Consider the following 17774-nt stretch of genomic DNA (forward strand, 5'->3'; position numbering starts at 1 on the left):
TCCTTTAGGATTTCGTCTTTTTCATGCATATATTAACCAATATCTCCAAGACGTAATACGTCACGAGCAATCATAACTTCTTCGTCAGTTGGAATTACGATAATTTTTACTGGAGAGTGTGGGAAGCTGATGAATGCTTCTTCACCGAATACGTTATTGCGTTTTACGTCGAAGTATACACCCATGTACTCAAGGCCTTCTAATACGCGCTCACGAATAACTGCACTGTTTTCACCTACACCAGCTGTAAAGATGATAGCGTCAACGCCTTTCATACGAGCTGTGTAAGAACCGATGTATTTATGGATACGGCTTACGAACACGTCAAGTGCTACTTTCGCACGGTGGTCGCCTTCTTCTTCTTTCGCAATGATGTCACGTAGGTCACTAGAGTAACCAGTAAGACCTAACATACCACTCTTCTTGTTTAATACGCTAACTACTTCTTCTACAGTTTGGCCTGTTTTTTCCATGATGTATGGAATTAACGCAGGGTCAATGTTACCAGAACGTGTACCCATTGTTACACCAGCAAGTGGAGTGAAGCCCATAGAAGTATCGATAGACTTACCGCCTTCTACTGCTGCGATACTTGCACCGTTACCTAAGTGACAAGAAAGTAGGCTTAAGCCTTCAATTGGACGACCTAATAATTCAGCCGCACGCTCAGTTACGTATTTATGAGAAGTTCCGTGGAAACCGTATTTACGGATGCCAAATTTCTCATAGTACTCATATGGTAAGCTGTATAGGAATGCAGATTCCGGCATTGTTTGGTGGAATGCTGTATCGAATACTGCTACTGCTGGTACGTTTGGTAGTACTTCTTGGAATGATTTAATACCAACAAGGTTTGCTGGGTTGTGAAGTGGTGCTAAATCGCTTAAGTCTTCGATATCAGCTAATACTTCATCATTAATTAAAACAGAATCAGCAAATTTTTCGCCGCCGTGTACAACACGGTGACCGATACCGCCAATTTCATCAAGAGATTTTACGATTCCGTTTTCAGTTAATTTCTTAAGAAGCATGTTAACTGCTACTGCATGATCTGGGATGTTTGTAATTTCTTTTTGTTTTTCGCCATTTACAGTAATTGTGAAGACACTATCTTCTAAACCGATACGTTCTACTAAACCTTTTGTTAATACTGTTTCACTTGGCATTTCAAATAATTGGAACTTTAAGGAAGAGCTTCCTGCGTTAATCGCGATGATTTTTGACATCTAGTCTTTCGCCCCTTTTTCTCTTGGTAGTTGTGTGGATCATTCCACAAACCGCTCGATTTTATCTAATTAAATTCACTCATTATGAAAACGTTTCATCATTAGTAAATTTTATACTCACGATTTTAATTTAAACATCGTCCGACATATATTTCAAGTGAAAAAATTGTAACACCAAGAAAAAAAATATATTACAGATTTCAAAAAGATTCAGTTAAATCTTGTATATATTAAAAAATATTCCATATTTTATACAACTGTACTACATTATTTACTAACCCTGTTACATATATCTGGCATTACTTATGTGTTGCAAACCACGTATTTAGTTGCTCCATCATGTTCTCCATAGCCTTCATGTTGGAGAATTTAGGTAATTCCACTAATAGTGCCTGTTTCGGCATTATTACATCCTGGCCTTTCTTTTGGAGAACAAATATACTTTTTGCATTTTTCTCGTTTTTAAACATGGAAACAGGTAGCTGTAACAATCCCTGAATAAAGCATGTTTCTTTAATGAATGCATGTAGCTTTGGCGCTTGATCACTTTCAAAAATGAAGTTTGGTACTAAGAAGAATAAATACCCGCCTTCTTTCGTATGTTTCACACTTTGTTCAATAAATAAGTGATGCGCATATGACATTCCTTCATCTGCTTTTAATGTATATTCACTTGCACCGATTTCATTTGGATAGTAACCAATTGGCAAATCTGAAACAACTGCATCAACTGGATCAATATAAAGTGGCGCTAGTCCATCTTGATGGAAGAATTCGATTGCATGCTTTTGTAAATTCGCATTTACTAAAGCAAGTTTAATTAGCACTTCATCCACTTCTACACCAAATCCACTCATTGCTAGTTCTTCTTTGGCGCTATTAAACACTGTAGTCATTAAGTTACCCGTTCCAATTGCAGGGTCTAAAACTGTAATTTCTTTTTGACCTTGCATAAATTTATGGAATAAGTAGCTCACGAACATTCCAACTGCATCTGGCGTCATTTCATGATTCGCTTGCACGCCTTCTTTCATTCCTTTTAAAATGGCTAGCTGAAATGCTTTACGAATTTCTTCCCCTTTATATGTTTCTTCATTAAACGTACTATATTCACGATTCAACCTTTCAATTGTTGATTCGGATAATTCCTCTTGTAAAATCGCTCCCTCAAACAAGTTATCACCTGTTTCTACAAGCGCCTCTAAATATGTTACATCTAATTCTTTACGTAAAACTACCGTAGAAGAATCAAAAATAGAAAATAATGTTTCTACTGCCTGACTCACGTACATTCCTCCTTCTCTCTTTTACACATAACTTATATCATACCACAAAGTGATTTTTTCCAAAAAGAAAAAGCGACCTCCTGTAAAGAGCTCCCTTTTAAGTTATATATGATATAACGTTTTTTCTCATATATTGGTACCATTGAGCAGCAATATATGAGAAAAAACGACCTCTTTATAAGAGGTCATTTCCTTCACATTATTACTTCGCAGATTTAGCTGCTTCTAATGCTGCTTCATAGTTTGGATGGCTTGTACCTTCGCCTACGTATTCTGCGTAAACTACTTTGTCATTGCTATCTACTACGAATACTGCACGAGCAAGTAAACGAAGTTCTTTCATTACTAAGCCGTAAGCTTCACCGAATGAAAGGTCACGGTGATCAGAAAGTGTTACAACATTTTCTAAACCGTTTGCTGCACACCAGCGTTTTTGAGCGAATGGTAAATCAGCGCTAATTGTTAATACTTTCGCGTTTTCAATACCTGCTGCATCTTCGTTAAAACGACGAGTTTGTGCATCACATACACCTGTGTCGATTGAAGGTACAACACTAATTAATTTCACTTCACCTTTGTATGTTTCTAAACTTACTGGAGATAAGTCATTTGCTAATACTTGGAAGTTAGGCGCTTGATCGCCAACTTTAACTTCTGTTCCAACTAAAGTCATTGGGTTACCTTTAAAAGTTACATTTGCCACTTAAAAATCCTCCCTTATTTTAAACAAAATATGTACAATGTAAATGATAGTTTGTCCCTATCGATAATGCAAATAAAATCGCTTTATTTACAAAAAAATTAAAGAAGCTAATCCACTGATCAGCTTCTTTATTCGTTAAATTTGAAATTCAGGATCATCTTCTTTTCGTTTATCCATCATTTCTTTCACTTTATCAACAGCTTGTGGCGCTAATTCAATTATTTTATCGATGACGTGTGTTTGCTTATCTAAGTGTAATACTTTCACACCTTCTCCATTTATAACAAGAAAGGCAACAGGATTAATAGAAACTCCTCCACCACTTCCCCCGCCAAATGGATGACGGCCTGAATGTTCTACTTTACCAAATTCACTTCCACCAGCAGCAAATCCAAAACTGACTTTCGAAACGGTAAGAATTACACTTCCATCTGCCGCTTTAATTGGGTCACCAACAATTGTATTTACATCAGTCATTTGTTTTAAATGCTGCATTGCAGTTGTCATTAAACCTTGAATTGGATGGTCCACTTTATATCCCCCCTATGATTGAACTGATTTTTCGTTCGTACCAGATCTTTGTCTTCTCATAAACGTGAGTAATTTGATACCCGTTTTTATAGCACGAAATATACGAAAAGATGCTGTTAACTCACACCTTGATGCAAATCCTTTCCCTTGAAAAACAGGGGTAATTTCAAATTCTGGTACGTCGACAATATGCATATATTGTCCTACAACTCCAGCAGCCATTCCTTTTGTCCCCCATGCATACCCAGTGACAATTCCAGTACTAGCCGCATCGCCTGCTCCAATTTGTGAATGCCACTTCCAACTATTGATTTTCACTCGTTTGAGAAAATCTTTAACAATAGTATGAACTTCTTGAAGCTTTTTTATCAGTTCTCCAATGCTATCAAGTTGTGCCATAATTTTATTATCTATTCCGCCATCTTTCTCAGCTTTTTCGATTTTCTGCCCCGTTTTTTTCTGCTGTTTTTCAATTCTTTCCAATACATCAAACGTATATCGAATCATCCATATTTTCACTTGAAATAAACACTGTTTTTCCATTTCTGAATATAAAAACGTCACCTTAAGCGATATTTTCGATAATAGTATTAGCAAAATAAAAAGTAGAAGAATTATCATTCCAATTACGAGCCATTTCATTCGTACCATCCTTTCACTCCATACCCATTATCGACAAGTTTATTCATCATTAAACAACCTTTGATAAAATTGAATATAAAAATTTTTCTAAAAATAAAAAGGGATTTTGACATTTCATATCGAAATATACTATTTGAGCATATTATTCAGAATGAAATCTGATGATATGCAGCACTAAAACTAGAAAATTTAACTGCAGTGGAGGGATACATAATGGCAAATCGTCGCAATTTATTTTTCTTTTATGGTGATGACAAAGTAACACTCGTTGAAAAAATGAAACCAGTATATCGTATTTTAGAGGAGAATGGATTTACCATATTAGATCATCCAAAAAATGCAAACGCTATCGTCAGTGTTGGAAATGATGGAACTTTCTTACAAGCCGTTCGTAAAACTGGCTTTAGAGAAGATTGCTTATACGCAGGTATTTCTACGAAAGATGAAATTTCTTTCTACTGCGATTTCCACATCGATCACATTGATACAGCCCTTCAAGAAATTACAAAAAACGAAATTGAAGTGCGAAAATATCCAACAATTAAAGTAGATGTAGATCACGGTACATCTTTCCATTGTTTAAATGAATTTTCATTACGCTCTAGCATCATTAAAACATTTGTCGTAGATGTACACGTCGACAATTTACATTTTGAAACATTTAGAGGTGATGGATTAGTTATCTCCACACCAACAGGAAGTACCGCTTACAATAAATCATTACATGGTGCCGTTGTCGATCCACTTATCCCATGTTTCCAAGTAAGCGAACTAGCATCTTTAAATAACAACACATACCGTACACTCGGATCACCGTTTCTTTTAAATCACGAGCGTACGTTAACTTTAACACTTAGACCAGATGGCAATGATTACCCTGTTATCGGAATGGATAACGAAGCACTTAGCATTAAACAAGTGGAGAAAGCCGTTGTTCGTTTAAGCGATAAACAAATTAAAACTGTTAAATTAAAAAACAATTCCTTCTGGGAAAAAGTACAGAGAACGTTTTTATAGTAATAAAATAACCGTCGAATTATGGGATTTCCATAATTCGACGGTTATTTATTTCCCCCGATTGGTGTGGGCAGCCATCTCTTACTATGCAGTCGCCATTATTGTCAGCTTTTGTCGGTAAATCGATATATTTTAAAAATCGCTGATATATTTTGAATTGCGGTCGATATATTTCAATAATCGCTGATATATTTCGAGTTGCGGTCGATATATTCCGAAAATCGCTGATATATTTTCACACATCTTTTCTATAAACAATCTCCCCATCAATGACGGTCATTTCTGCCTGTACTTCTTTTATTTCTTCCGCCTCAATTTCAAAAACATTACGGTCTAATATCGTAAAGTCTGCTTCATATCCTTTTGTAATTTGCCCTCGATTTGCTTCTTTTCCAATTGCATACGCACTTCCTGTTGTAAATAAAGAAACCGCCTCATATACCGTTAATCTTTCTTCTGGCATATAGCATACGCCGTCAATAAAGCTTCTACGTGTAACAGCACTATATATACCTAAAAACGGATTCACTTGTTCAATTGGAGCATCAGATCCACCGTTGCAGTGCAATCCTGCGCCAAGTAATGTCTTCCAAGCGTACGCGTAACGAAGACGATGCTTTCCTAGTTTTTCAATAACTGACGGAAAATCCGATGAAACAAAGACGGGCTGAATATCAATAATTGCTTGCAAACTCTTCATTCTTTCAATTAATTCTTCACGGGCAAGCTGGCAATGAATAATGCGGTCACGTAATCCTTCTGCTGGTGGATATAATTCAAGCGCATCAATGACATATTCTAGTGATAAATCACCGATTGTATGAATCGCAACTGGCATATGTAAATCACGTGCTTTCTTCACTAACCCTGCAAGCTCTTCACGTGAGAAAATCGCAACTCCATTCGTTTCCTGCGCATCTTCATACGGCTCACTTAATAAAGCTGTTCTTCCGCCAAAAGAACCGTCAGAAAAAATCTTCATCGCCCCAAATTCAATATAGTGCTCATTTTCATATTCTTTTCGCTCATTCGCTACTTCATGATGAACGAGCAAATGTGCTTTAAATGGCATTTCTTTTATAACGTGTGAAAACGCATTGTACGTTTTTTCAAAGCCGCCATAATAATTTAAGTCTTCCGTGTGCCCGCCAACTAATCCGTATTGCCAGCAGTCTGAAATCGCTGTTTGCAGAGCCCTTTGCAAATACACTCCATCTATTTCAGGCTGAACATGTTTAATTAACTCTTGTCCTTGCTCATATAAAAGTCCTGTTAATTTATTTGATGAGTCACGACCAATTTTTCCGCCCTTTGGATCTTGCGTCGCTTCTGTTATGTTCGCTTCTTGCAATATGTATGAATTCACCCATGTCACGTGACGACAAACGCGCTTTAATAAAATCGGATGTTCTTTAGAAATCTCATCTAAATCACGTATATGAACATGTTTTGTATCTGTAAAATTATTTTCATTCCATCCTTCTCCGATAATCCAAGAGCCTTTTGGTGCTTCTTCTACTCGATTCTGAACAAGGGTAAGCACTTCGCTATAAGATTTGCAATTTGATAGATCTAGACGAAGTAACCTCTCCCCATGCCCAATAAGGTGCATATGGCTATCAACAAGCCCTGGAATCATCGTTTTCCCTTGTAAGTCACACGACCTCACTTCCGAATATCGATTTTCTAATTCATCTTTATTCCCCACATCAACAATGATGCCATTTTCAACGTAAACGGCGTCCACTTTTTCATTCTCTTCTCGCATCGTATAAATGCTTCCGCCATGCCAAATTTCTCCCATATACTCATCCCCTTTTTACTTTAGTCTACGAGATTAAAGTGTATAAAAAAAGCACCATTTCGATTAAAAATGGTGCTTTTCTAAAAATTATTTTTGTTCAGTAGGTTTCGTTGTAACTTGCCATTCAATATTAAATTTATCTTTCAATTGTCCGTATGCTGGGCTCCAAAAAGTTTCTTGAAGTGGCATGATAACTTCTCCACCTTCTTGTAACTTATCAAATACTTCTTTCGCTTTTTCTGCGTTATTAATTCGAATTGCGATTGTTACTTGAGATCCGATCGCATGCCCTTGACCTGGGAATGTATCAGAAATCATAAGTTCAGTATTACCAACTTTTAAATGAGCATGTAAAACGCGCTCTTTTGCTTCAGCTGGAATCGGGTATTCTGGATTTTCAGGCATGTCACCAAAAGTTTGCATTACTTCTACTTTTGCGTCTAACGCCTCTTTATAAAATTGTACAGCTTCTTGCCCACTACCATCTAAAACTAAGTAAGGATTAATACCTAAAATCATACGGACACCTCTTTTTTAAATTTATAAAATCGAACTTGTGTTCGTTTTTATAATATCATACGTTTTACATTTCATTCAACTATTTACTTCCTCATTTTCAAAATTATTTTGAAGGAAGCTCCATCTCTTGTTTTCTAAGTTCAATACGGCGAATTTTTCCGGAAATCGTTTTTGGTAGTTCATCTACAAATTCAATTTTGCGAGGGTATTTATATGGTGCAGTGAGTTCTTTGACGTGTTGTTGGAGCACTGGAATTAATGTTTCTTCGTTCTTTTCTATATTCTCTCTTAATACGATAAATGCCTTCACAACACTTCCGCGAATTTCATCTGGACTTGCAACAACCGCACATTCTCTTACGTATGGGTGTTTTACAAGTGCATCTTCTACTTCAAACGGCCCGATTGTATAGCCAGAGCTAATAATGATATCATCTCCGCGTCCTTCAAACCAAAAATAGCCGTCTTCATCTTTTTTCGCTTTATCACCGGTAATATAATAATCACCGCGGAATTGCATCGCTGTACGCTCATCGTCTTTATAATATTGTTTAAAGAGTGCTGGTGTTTCAATGTGAACTGCAATATCACCAACTTCTCCTACCTGCACCGGAATACCTTCTTCATTTACGATATCAACATGGTTTCCTGGCGTTGGTTTTCCCATTGATCCTGGTCTAATATCCATCCCTTTCATTATCCCAACAAGTAATGTGTTTTCCGTTTGCCCATAACCGTCTCTTACCGTAATATCGAAATGCCTTTGGAACGTTTCAATCACTTCTCTGTTTAACGGCTCACCAGCTGATACAGCGCTATGTAACGCTTCTAAATTGTACTCATTTAAGTTTTCTACCTTTGCCATTAATCTATACTCAGTCGGTGTACAACAAAGCACATTCACCTTATTATCGCCTAATAAATTTAAATATGTTTTCGGTTCAAATTTACCGTGGTATACAAATCCTGTTGCACCTGAACCGAGAGTCGCTACAAACGGGCTCCAAATCCACTTTTGCCAACCTGGACTAGCCGTTGCCCATACAACATCATCTTCTTCGATTCCGAGCCAGTTCGGAGCGCTTGTACGTAAATGAGCGTATGCCCAAGCATGCGTATGAACAACTCCTTTTGGATTTCCTGTCGTCCCTGACGTATAAGATAAAAAGACCATATCTTCTTTATCTGTCTTCGCCATTTCTAACATGTCACTTTCTGTTTCTAATGCTGTTTTTAAATTCGTCCAACCATCTACTGAACGCTCGCTCAAGACGAATTTTTGAAGAGATTCCACCGCTTCTACGCCGTCAAATTGTCCAATATACGGTTCGTAACTTACGATAGCCTTTACTTCTCCGTGCCCAATACGATACTCAATATCTTTTTTACGCAACATTTCTGAGCTTGGAATAACGACAAATCCTGCTTTAATCGCAGCAATATACGTCATGTAAGCTTCAATTAAGCGCGGCATCATAATAAGGAGCTTGTCCCCTTTTTGTAAGCCACTTTTTATAAAAGCGTTTCCAATTCTATTCGCACCTTGCATTAATTCAAAATATGTAATCTCTCGTCTATTCCCTTTATCATCTTGCCAAATTAAAGCAAGCTTCTCTTTATCACTCGTATATTTCTCTATTTCCGAAACTAAGTTATAAGATGGCGGCGCCAACAATTCCTCTCTCTTCATAAACATCCTCCTTTATTTCTATGCCTCTCTTATATAATAAAGAATTTTCTGTGAATTTTGAACCCTCTTCTTTTGACAAATTTTTTATATTTATGTCGAACCGTTGAATAAAATTATATCGATTTATCGATAAAGTGAAACTTTAATCAGTGGGGGTTTTGTCCATCCCCCACTGATTATTAGCCCGCACCAATCGGGCCTTTACGGGCCGTAAGACTCCCACCTAACTTCTTCGTATTCGCCGAATTTCGAGGTGGGATTACTGCCCACAAATAGCGGGATAAATAATGACAAAAAAAAGAAAGAGCGGGAGAACCCGCTCTTTCTAAGCCATCGTATATGGGATTATTTTTGGTAACCGCCTAATTGTTGCTCAGCTAGTGAAACTAGACGTTTAGTAATTTCGCCACCAACAGATCCGTTAGCGCGAGATGTTGCATCAGCTCCAAGTTGAACACCAAACTCTTGAGCGATTTCGTATTTCATTTGATCTAATGCTGCTTGAGCACCAGATACTGCTAATTTATTTGTGCTTGCCATGTTGTATCACCTCCTTGTGAGTATAGAGTGTGATAAACAACATGACTTCATGCACATTTGAATGTGGTAATTTATGGGTTTAGAAAAGTTCTTCGAATTTTTCTTCTTCAGCCACTACTTCTACTGTTTGTAATACCATTGTTTCTTTGTTCGCTACAGCCTCTTCAATTAACGGCGCGAAATCGTACTTCGCTTCAAAACGATTTGCTTTCTCACGCTTCGGTTTCGTCGATGGACTTGCTGGTGTGAATACTGTACAGCAGTCTTCATATGGACGAATTGAAATATCATACGTTCCAATTTCTTTTGCAATTTTAATAATTTCTAATTTATCCATCGTAATAAGCGGACGAATAACAGGATAGTTTGTTACTTCGTTAATCGTATGCATACTATCTAACGTTTGGCTTGCTACTTGTCCAAGACTTTCACCAGTCGTAATTGCAAGTGCATTACGCTCCTCTGCAATACGCTCTGTAATACGCATCATCATACGACGCATAACTGTCATAGAATAGCTAGATGGAATTTCTTTATTAATCGTTTTTTGCACTTCAGTAAATGGAACAAGGTGAAGTGTTACACGTTTACAGTATTTCGTTAACTCTTGTGCTAAATCGATTACTTTTTGTTTCGCGCGCTCGCTTGTGAAAGGTGGACTATGGAAATGAACTGCTTCCACAGATACGCCGCGTTTCATCGTTAAGTAAGTTGCTACCGGGCTATCGATACCACCAGAAAGAAGTACCATTACTTTTCCGCCAACGCCAACTGGTAAACCGCCTGCTCCCATGTGCTCACCACACATAATATAGCTATAACCACTGCGAATTTCTATACGTACATTCACATCTGGATTATGAACATCTACTGTGATATCCTCTGTATTTTCTAAAATGTGCCCACCGATTTCTGGAAGTAACTCCATCGTCTTCATTGGGAAGCGCTTATCAGAACGGTGCACTGTAATTTTAAATGTTTTCACATCACCTTTTACTTGTAAGAAAGCTGCTAATGCACCTTTTTTAATATCTTCTAATTCTGATGGTACTTTCATTGCTAAGTTAAACTTATGAATACCAAATACATCTTTCAATCTTTCAGAAATTTCTTCATGGTCTTCGCCATTTAACTGAATGTACATACGATCATGTGTTGCATCAATTTTAATGTTTGGGAATTTTTTTAATTTGAATTTCACATTATCTCTTAACGTACTTACAAACTTAGAACGATTCTTTCCTTTTGTCGTCATTTCTCCATAACGAACTAAAATATATTCATATGTCATCATATTTCTTTACCTCATCACTTCATATAATTTTGGCATTGTCTCTTTAACAATACCTTCAAATTGTTTTACTTCTTCCATCGTGTTGTCCGGTGCTAGACTAATGCGAATCGCACTTGTAGCTGCGGCGTGCGGTACTCCCATTGACACTAGTACTCGGCTCACTTCATTTGCTTTTGAAGAACAAGCAGACTTCGTCGATACATATACACCATGTTCTTCTAAAGCATGAACGACTACTTCTGGTTTTAAACCGACAAATGATACATTTAAAATGTGCGGTGCCGCATATTCAAGTGATGTATTAATCGTTACAGTTTCCATCTCTTTAAAGAAACGGACCAGCTCTGTTTGTAAATTTTGCAAATGAACTACCTTTTCTTTCACTTGTTCCATCGTCATACGAAGTGCTTTCACCATCGCTACAATACCAGGTAAATTTTCTGTACCTGAACGATACTTGAGCTCTTGTTGACCACCTGATAAGATTGGATCTAATCTTACACCATCACGTATGTAAAGAAGACCTGTCCCCTTTACGCTATGAAATTTATGTCCAGATATTGAACAAAGGTCAATATGAGAAGCGTATAAATCAAGTGGTACTTTTCCTATCCCTTGTACATGGTCCACGTGGAATCTTATTTTCGGATGGTTCGATAATAATGTTCCAATTTCAGCAACGGGCTGAATCGCTCCAGTCTCGTTGTTCACGTGAATAATTGACACAAGAATCGTATCTTCACGAAGCACTCGTTTTACATCTTCTACCGATACAACACCGTGCTCGTTAACCGGTAAATATGTTACATCAAAACCGAGATCTTCTAATTGTTTATATGCCTCAAACACAGACGCGTGTTCAATATTTGTTGTAATGATATGTTTACCGCGCGAACGATTCCTCATCGCTATCCCTTTAATCGCAAGGTTATTCCCTTCCGTTCCACCTGATGTGAAAATAATTTCAGAAGGTTTAACGTGAAGGAGCTGTGCCGCAATCGTTCTCGATTGTGTTAATAGACGCTCTGCCTCTCCTCCAAGCGAGTGAATAGAAGAAGGATTACCAAAATATTTCCCTGCAACCGTTACGTACGATTGAAGAGCTTCTGGATATGGCTTCGTCGTCGCACTATTATCAAAATAGATCATCGTTCTTCCCCTTTCAACGCTATCACATCATATAATCATATCACAAATACGTGTAATTACGCTAAGACTACTCAAAGGTTCCGTTTTTATATAAAAGTGTACATTTCCCCCCGCCATTTGCAGGCATACTGAGTGGTGAAGATTAATAATTAGTGGTGGATGAAACCCCATCACTTACGGTTTCACTTTATTTTGAAACGAACGACCTTACTGTATTCCGCTATTCATTATAGCAACATCGACTTCAAAATTACACAAAAAAACAAACCCTTTATTAAAGGGTTTGCTCATTGTCTACATATTCAGCTATTTTTTGAACAACGCCAGGTTCAAGTTGCTCTAATATAGAAGCCGCTTGTTCTAAAGCTGCATCGTATTGATATTCACGGAATAATTTCTCCGCATAATTTAAGCTTTCTGCAAGATTCTCATCATGACTGCGGTACCGGTTACCGTATTGAATTAGTTTTTCAACTAAATACGCTTGTCCAATTAATTCTTCCGTCATTTCAGATACACCATTCACAACTGTGTATGCTTCTTCTAAACTGCTATTTACAGTATTCATATTTAACGGCTTTACTTCTAATTGCTCATACACAGCTTGCATCGCCATTTGCCCTTTTTGTAAATCTTCCATAATACTCTCTGGAAGACCTGGTAAATTCGACTTTTGCATAAAACGTTTCGTCTCAAAAATTGTATTTCGCATTTCTTGTAACTTCTCACGTGCTTCAAATTCCTCTTTGCGCATCGTTTGCAGCATTTCTTTATATTCTGCATGAAGTACTTTTAAAGTTTCACATTGCTCATAAACCTCTTCTAGTTCCTCACGAATAATAGAGAATGCAATATCTTGTTCAGCAACACGGATTTGCAACACTTCAAAACGTTTCATTAAAATATGCATTTGCTTTTCAATTACTTTTTGTGACTCAATGTCTTTGTCTTGTAATTGATAACTTTGTTTCACAAGTTGTGTTTCTATTTTCGTTTCAATTGTTTCTGTACGAATTTCTTCTAAATCTTCATAAACAGACAGTGTTTTTTGCTCCACATAGTGTTTCGCATGCACTTCTTGTTCAAGTTGATCATAAAAACTGTCTAAACGAGTTTTTAAGTCCTCTACTTTTTCTGCTGCTTCCGTTATATAAAGCTCCTGTATATCCATTAAACATGTTTGTAGTTGTGTCGTCATATCGCGGACTTCTTTAGGAATTTCCAAATACTCTAATACATAGCCTTGTCTTATCATATCATCATGGCCTTGTAATAAATCTTCCAGCTGAACTGGTAATGTCGCTTGACACTCTACCAATAAATCTGGAATTTGATGAATAACGATTTCTAAACTTGCTAAACCTTCTTCTAAACTAATAACAATTTCTCTCGCTTTTAAATAATCACCATTATCAGTTGCCTCTTCAAAAGTTTTGAACTTCTCGGATTCAACATCTAACATCTCTTCAATTTTTTGCTCAGCTGCTCCATACATGTGTCGATGAGCAAGAACGCTCTTTTTCATACTACGATATGTATCACGTAACCCTTCAATTTCCGAGCTGTTTTTCTCATGGCTTTCTAACAGTTGCTGTAATTCATTTAAAATGTCCGTAATACGATTATCAGCGTCATCTAAACCACTTATGGATTCTTTCATCGCATGCTTTGCTTTGCGGAAGGAGAATTGCGAGGCGAATTTTCGCGCTTGCCCTAAATCTTTTTCAGCTTTCGGAAGAGTTGTTGATACAATTTCATCCCACTCTTCACGCCATTTACCAAACAGTTCTTCTGTTTGACCTGTCATATTTAAATCTTTTACCCGCTTTAGTTCATCTGCCACAGGTTTATCTTTTATCTCTTGTTTCCACTGCTCCAGTGCTTCAATATCTTTATATGAACGATTTCTTATCACAAGCTCTATCATGAGCAGCACTAGAATAGAGCTTACTACAATGATAACGATCGTCAGGATAGAATCCATGCAAAAAAGCCTCCTAAGTTATATCTCTTTTTTTGTCCGTTCCGTTTATGAAATGGAAGGCATTATGTATAAAAAGGGAATTCCCCTATATTTAACAACTAACAATGTTCTAATCATACCATGTAATGACGTGTTTTTGACCTAGTTTTTTTTAAAATTTCATGTTTCTTTAAATGTAAATGTAATCTTTCTTAATATTCCGCTTACTTAACTACCTATCCTCAAATGATTGTAATAACAGGCACTCTTTCATATGAGATGCGAAATAATTTTTGCGCACAAGTGACATTTCCTTGCCTTACCGCTTGCTCTACCACCATTTCCGGAATTAAAGTAATACCAAGGCCAGCTTTTACCATTGCAAGCATCGGTTCTGCATAAGATGTTTCAACTATATAACGGCATATTATTTATGAATTTAGTTCCTGTACTTACACTTATCGGTTCTATGTTTCAAGGTTATACTGTCGATAACATAGAAATTGCCGGCGCCTCATTAACAATTATTGCGCTAGTATGCAACAATTTATAGCAAAGAAAACAACATATAAAAATCCCCACCTCAATTCGTTAGGTGGGGGTTTTTCACATATGAACAGCTCTTGGCAGTTCATAATACATACTCGCTTTATATAATGTTCGTTCCATCCATTGCTCAATTTCCTTCGTATACATTTCTAAGAAAAACGTCTCGGATGGAAATGAGTGTAGCACCTCTGATATATATTGTGGATATAAAAACGGCATATTTATCATGCCTTTTAATTGCGTCATAAACATTGTAAAAGATACCTTTTTAAATTCTTGCTTCATTTGTCCTTGTTTAATGATTTGCTCTATATAATATCTTTCTCTAGAAAAATAAACGGTCATCACTTCACGAATTAATGTCGTATCAAGCGAAAGCTCTCTATAAAAAAAACGTGTCAGTTCTCTATTATCAAATTGATATCGTAAAATCCCGCGCACCATTTGCACCATCACATCTTTAGCCGATAAATATTCTCTCTGTTCAAATGACGTTTCAATTACATGAATATATCCTTCTAAAAAATCAGTAATAAGCTGTTCTAATAACCCTTGCTTTCCAGCAAAATAATATGAAATATTCGCTACATTCACATCCGCTCGCTTTGCAATGTCCCGCACCGATGTCCCGTCATACCCTTTCGTATTAAACAACGATATTGCCGCATCAATTACCTTTTGTTTCGTCTGCTTCATGCGCTCACTTCCTCTCAATGAACAGCTATAGTTTAAATTTCTTGACTTTTAAGACAAATTCCTTTAATTTTCTATCGACAAAGTCATGTGAAATACATCGTATTTTGCTACCATTTTACATATCTCGATAAAAAGGGAGTTGTTTCCATGTTTACAAAAGAAAGTTATGCAGGATCTCGTGAAAAGCAATATGAGACAGTAATTAAACAACTAGATGCATTATTAACTGGCGAACCGAACGTAGTCGCAAACTTATCAAATGCGTCCGCACTATTAAATCAATTTTTAGATCGCGTTAATTGGGTTGGCTTTTATGTAACAGAAGGAAATCAGCTTGTTCTTGGACCATTCCAAGGAATGCCAGCTTGCGTGCGTATTCCTTTCGGACGCGGTGTTTGCGGCGTTGCAGCTGAAACAAAAACAACGCAACTTGTAGCAGATGTTCACCAATTCCCAGGACATATCGCTTGCGATAGTGCCTCTAATTCTGAAATCGTTGTACCGATTCTGAAAGAAGGAACTATCATTGGTGTACTTGATATTGATAGTCCTGAAAAAAATCGTTTCGATGAAGTAGATCAGCATTATTTAGAAAAGTTTGTGGAAACACTCCTAAAACATATTTAATAAAGAAAAGAGTGAGTTATCGATTAAGTACGTAACGTACGAAACCGATAGCTCACTCTTTTTTATTGATTGCTAACCGTTGATATCTTCTTTAGTGCCTGTTCTAAATCAGAAACGATATCTTCCCATGATTCTAAGCCGACAGATAGGCGTATTAAATTATCGAAAATACCCATTTCTTTTCTTAGTTCAGCCGGAATAGCTGCATGTGTCATCGTCGCTGGATGCTGAATTAACGTTTCTGTATCACCTAAACTTACGGCAATTGTAATAAAATGGAGGTCATTGATAAACGACTGTGTTTCCTCTTTCCCGCCTTTAATTGAAAAAGAAATAACGCCCCCGCCTCGTTTCATTTGCCGAGATGCTAATTCCCCTTCCGGATACCAAACACCTTCTACCGCTTCATGATTTTTCAAAAACGATACAATTTTTTCTGCATTATCACAATGACGATCCATTCTTACTGCTAATGTTTTTAATCCGCGTAACAATAACCACGCGTCAAACGGCGCCATAATACCGCCGATATCTTTTCGCATCGGACGGATTTTGTCAGCTAACGCTTTCGTTCTACAAATTGTTACACCCGCTACAACATCCCCGTGACCACCAATATATTTTGTCGCACTGTGAACGACGGCGTCACAACCGAGCTCAAGAGGTCTTTGTAAATAAGGTGAACAAAACGTATTATCGACAATAACAAGTAAGTCATTGCGCTTCGCTACCCCGATCACCTTTTCTAAATCAATTAATTTCATCGTTGGATTAATCGGTGTTTCAACGAAAATGAGCTTTGTATTTGGACGAATTTTATTTTCAATATCCGTCTCTGTCTCCATATCACAAAACGAATGAGTAATCATAAATTTTTCTTCTAATACTTCTAAAAAACCGTACGTACATCCATATAATCCATTTGAACAAATAATATGATCTCCAGCCTTTAGAAAACCGATTAACGTTGCTGAAATGGCTGCCATACCTGAACCAAACGCCAGCGCTTCCTCTCCACCTTCTAAAACAGCCATACGTTCTTCAAATAATTTCACAGTTGGATTCCCAAGCCTTGAATAAATATAAGATGGATCTTCTCCCGCAAAACTCGCTTCTCCTTGCTGTGCTGTCTCAAACGTAAATGTAGAAGTTTGAAATAAAGGTGGCGTTAAACTCCCTTTATTTTCATTTGATTCATATCCGTGATGAATTAATGCTGTCTCCATATGTTTTTTTTTCATAAAAACATCCCCCTTATGTCTTTATTGCCACATATCCACCAAGAAAAATCTGATGAACGTTTTTACTACATTTTATGTAAGCGTTTTACTTCTGTTTCTATCTCTTCTTTCATATTGTTTTAAATTCCTTCTTGTTAATTTCCAAAATTTATCTGCATAAAACAAAAAGGGAGTCGCTTGACGAAACTGTAGGTAAAAGATATAATAGCGTTTGTGTAAAATAAAAAGGCAGCCTTGTAATGTGAGTTTATCGTTTGTATTTTGTTCCTCTGCGGAGGTGTATCTCGTAACTCCCTG

General features: G+C 37.0%; 16 protein-coding genes and 2 pseudogenes. 3 read left to right on the top strand and 15 right to left on the bottom strand.

All coding sequences use genetic code 11. The features are described 5' to 3' along the window. Window positions 1-32: 32 nt before the first annotated feature. The 5 genes from ackA to AB3X48_RS04705 form a co-directional block, all read right to left on the bottom strand. Window positions 33-1226 (bottom strand): acetate kinase, encoded by a 1194-nt coding sequence (ackA, locus tag AB3X48_RS04685; protein ID WP_002160234.1) that lies wholly within the window; start codon window positions 1224-1226, stop codon window positions 33-35. A 299-nt stretch (window positions 1227-1525) separates the two neighbouring features. Continuing rightward, a complete protein-coding gene (locus AB3X48_RS04690) occupies window positions 1526-2512 on the bottom strand; it encodes a class I SAM-dependent methyltransferase (protein ID WP_002112255.1) in 987 nt (328 codons plus the stop codon). Window positions 2513-2714: 202 nt separating this feature from the next. Further along, window positions 2715-3215, bottom strand: coding sequence for a thiol peroxidase (gene tpx, locus AB3X48_RS04695; RefSeq protein WP_002015549.1), 501 nt, complete (start codon window positions 3213-3215; stop codon window positions 2715-2717). A 135-nt stretch (window positions 3216-3350) separates the two neighbouring features. Next, a complete protein-coding gene (gene ytfJ, locus AB3X48_RS04700; RefSeq protein WP_000350005.1) occupies window positions 3351-3746 on the bottom strand; it encodes a GerW family sporulation protein in 396 nt (131 codons plus the stop codon). A 12-nt stretch (window positions 3747-3758) separates the two neighbouring features. Further along, window positions 3759-4397, bottom strand: a complete 639-nt coding sequence (locus tag AB3X48_RS04705; protein WP_016106347.1) for a DUF2953 domain-containing protein — start codon at window positions 4395-4397, stop codon at window positions 3759-3761. Between the two features lie 204 nt (window positions 4398-4601). Between AB3X48_RS04705 and AB3X48_RS04710 the strand changes: the two genes are divergently transcribed. Beyond that, a complete protein-coding gene (locus tag AB3X48_RS04710; protein ID WP_016106348.1) occupies window positions 4602-5405 on the top strand; it encodes an NAD kinase in 804 nt (267 codons plus the stop codon). A gap of 235 nt (window positions 5406-5640) precedes the next feature. On the opposite strand, the gene AB3X48_RS04715 is transcribed toward AB3X48_RS04710, so the two are convergent. From AB3X48_RS04715 to AB3X48_RS04750, 8 genes and pseudogenes are all read right to left on the bottom strand, one after another. Further along, entirely contained in the window at window positions 5641-7209 is a 1569-nt protein-coding gene (locus AB3X48_RS04715; RefSeq protein ID WP_016106349.1) for an amidohydrolase, read from the bottom strand. A gap of 87 nt (window positions 7210-7296) precedes the next feature. Further along, window positions 7297-7728 (bottom strand): VOC family protein, encoded by a 432-nt coding sequence (locus AB3X48_RS04720; protein WP_016106350.1) that lies wholly within the window; start codon window positions 7726-7728, stop codon window positions 7297-7299. A gap of 103 nt (window positions 7729-7831) precedes the next feature. After that, window positions 7832-9418, bottom strand: coding sequence for an acyl-CoA synthetase MbcS (gene mbcS / locus AB3X48_RS04725; protein WP_002112269.1), 1587 nt, complete (start codon window positions 9416-9418; stop codon window positions 7832-7834). A gap of 345 nt (window positions 9419-9763) precedes the next feature. Continuing rightward, window positions 9764-9958 (bottom strand): alpha/beta-type small acid-soluble spore protein, encoded by a 195-nt coding sequence (locus AB3X48_RS04730; RefSeq protein WP_000168891.1) that lies wholly within the window; start codon window positions 9956-9958, stop codon window positions 9764-9766. Window positions 9959-10037: 79 nt separating this feature from the next. After that, a complete protein-coding gene (gene thiI / locus AB3X48_RS04735) occupies window positions 10038-11252 on the bottom strand; it encodes a tRNA uracil 4-sulfurtransferase ThiI (protein ID WP_016106351.1) in 1215 nt (404 codons plus the stop codon). A gap of 6 nt (window positions 11253-11258) precedes the next feature. Continuing rightward, window positions 11259-12401: a cysteine desulfurase family protein gene (locus tag AB3X48_RS04740; protein ID WP_016106352.1), complete on the bottom strand. Its 1143-nt coding sequence runs from the start codon at window positions 12399-12401 to the stop codon at window positions 11259-11261. Between the two features lie 274 nt (window positions 12402-12675). Continuing rightward, window positions 12676-14385: a septation ring formation regulator EzrA gene (gene ezrA, locus AB3X48_RS04745; protein ID WP_002160226.1), complete on the bottom strand. Its 1710-nt coding sequence runs from the start codon at window positions 14383-14385 to the stop codon at window positions 12676-12678. 211 nt (window positions 14386-14596) lie between these two features. Further along, a pseudogene (locus AB3X48_RS04750) lies at window positions 14597-14774 on the bottom strand (LysR family transcriptional regulator); the annotation flags it as partial. 8 nt (window positions 14775-14782) lie between these two features. On the opposite strand from AB3X48_RS04750, the pseudogene AB3X48_RS04755 reads away from it, so the two are divergent. Further along, a pseudogene (locus AB3X48_RS04755) lies at window positions 14783-14917 on the top strand (EamA family transporter); the annotation flags it as partial. A gap of 53 nt (window positions 14918-14970) precedes the next feature. On the opposite strand, the gene refZ reads toward AB3X48_RS04755, so the two are convergent. Further along, window positions 14971-15609: a forespore capture DNA-binding protein RefZ gene (refZ, locus tag AB3X48_RS04760; RefSeq protein WP_219920528.1), complete on the bottom strand. Its 639-nt coding sequence runs from the start codon at window positions 15607-15609 to the stop codon at window positions 14971-14973. Window positions 15610-15756: 147 nt separating this feature from the next. On the opposite strand from refZ, the gene msrC reads away from it, so the two are divergent. Continuing rightward, window positions 15757-16236 (top strand): free L-methionine (R)-S-oxide reductase MsrC, encoded by a 480-nt coding sequence (gene msrC / locus AB3X48_RS04765; protein WP_002160224.1) that lies wholly within the window; start codon window positions 15757-15759, stop codon window positions 16234-16236. Window positions 16237-16298: 62 nt separating this feature from the next. Here the strand turns inward: msrC and megL are convergent, their stop codons facing one another. Continuing rightward, window positions 16299-17477, bottom strand: a complete 1179-nt coding sequence (megL, locus tag AB3X48_RS04770; RefSeq protein WP_002112279.1) for a methionine gamma-lyase — start codon at window positions 17475-17477, stop codon at window positions 16299-16301. Window positions 17478-17774 lie beyond the last annotated feature (297 nt).

It is taken from the genome of Bacillus sp. S4, assembly GCF_040838205.1.
Taxonomy (GTDB): domain Bacteria; phylum Bacillota; class Bacilli; order Bacillales; family Bacillaceae_G; genus Bacillus_A; species Bacillus_A cereus_U.

What these genes read in the sequence shown, in the direction of transcription:
- ackA (WP_002160234.1), bottom strand. Translation starts at nt 1,226, where the DNA reads ATGTCAAAAATCATCGCGATTAACGCAGGAAGCTCTTCCTTAAAGTTC.
- AB3X48_RS04705 (WP_016106347.1), bottom strand. Translation starts at nt 4,397, where the DNA reads ATGGTACGAATGAAATGGCTCGTAATTGGAATGATAATTCTTCTACTT.
- AB3X48_RS04710 (WP_016106348.1), top strand. Translation starts at nt 4,602, where the DNA reads ATGGCAAATCGTCGCAATTTATTTTTCTTTTATGGTGATGACAAAGTA.
- AB3X48_RS04715 (WP_016106349.1), bottom strand. Translation starts at nt 7,209, where the DNA reads ATGGGAGAAATTTGGCATGGCGGAAGCATTTATACGATGCGAGAAGAG.
- AB3X48_RS04720 (WP_016106350.1), bottom strand. Translation starts at nt 7,728, where the DNA reads ATGATTTTAGGTATTAATCCTTACTTAGTTTTAGATGGTAGTGGGCAA.
- mbcS (WP_002112269.1), bottom strand. Translation starts at nt 9,418, where the DNA reads ATGAAGAGAGAGGAATTGTTGGCGCCGCCATCTTATAACTTAGTTTCG.
- AB3X48_RS04730 (WP_000168891.1), bottom strand. Translation starts at nt 9,958, where the DNA reads ATGGCAAGCACAAATAAATTAGCAGTATCTGGTGCTCAAGCAGCATTA.
- thiI (WP_016106351.1), bottom strand. Translation starts at nt 11,252, where the DNA reads ATGATGACATATGAATATATTTTAGTTCGTTATGGAGAAATGACGACA.
- AB3X48_RS04740 (WP_016106352.1), bottom strand. Translation starts at nt 12,401, where the DNA reads ATGATCTATTTTGATAATAGTGCGACGACGAAGCCATATCCAGAAGCT.
- ezrA (WP_002160226.1), bottom strand. Translation starts at nt 14,385, where the DNA reads ATGGATTCTATCCTGACGATCGTTATCATTGTAGTAAGCTCTATTCTA.
- refZ (WP_219920528.1), bottom strand. Translation starts at nt 15,609, where the DNA reads ATGAAGCAGACGAAACAAAAGGTAATTGATGCGGCAATATCGTTGTTT.
- msrC (WP_002160224.1), top strand. Translation starts at nt 15,757, where the DNA reads ATGTTTACAAAAGAAAGTTATGCAGGATCTCGTGAAAAGCAATATGAG.
- megL (WP_002112279.1), bottom strand. Translation starts at nt 17,477, where the DNA reads ATGAAAAAAAAACATATGGAGACAGCATTAATTCATCACGGATATGAA.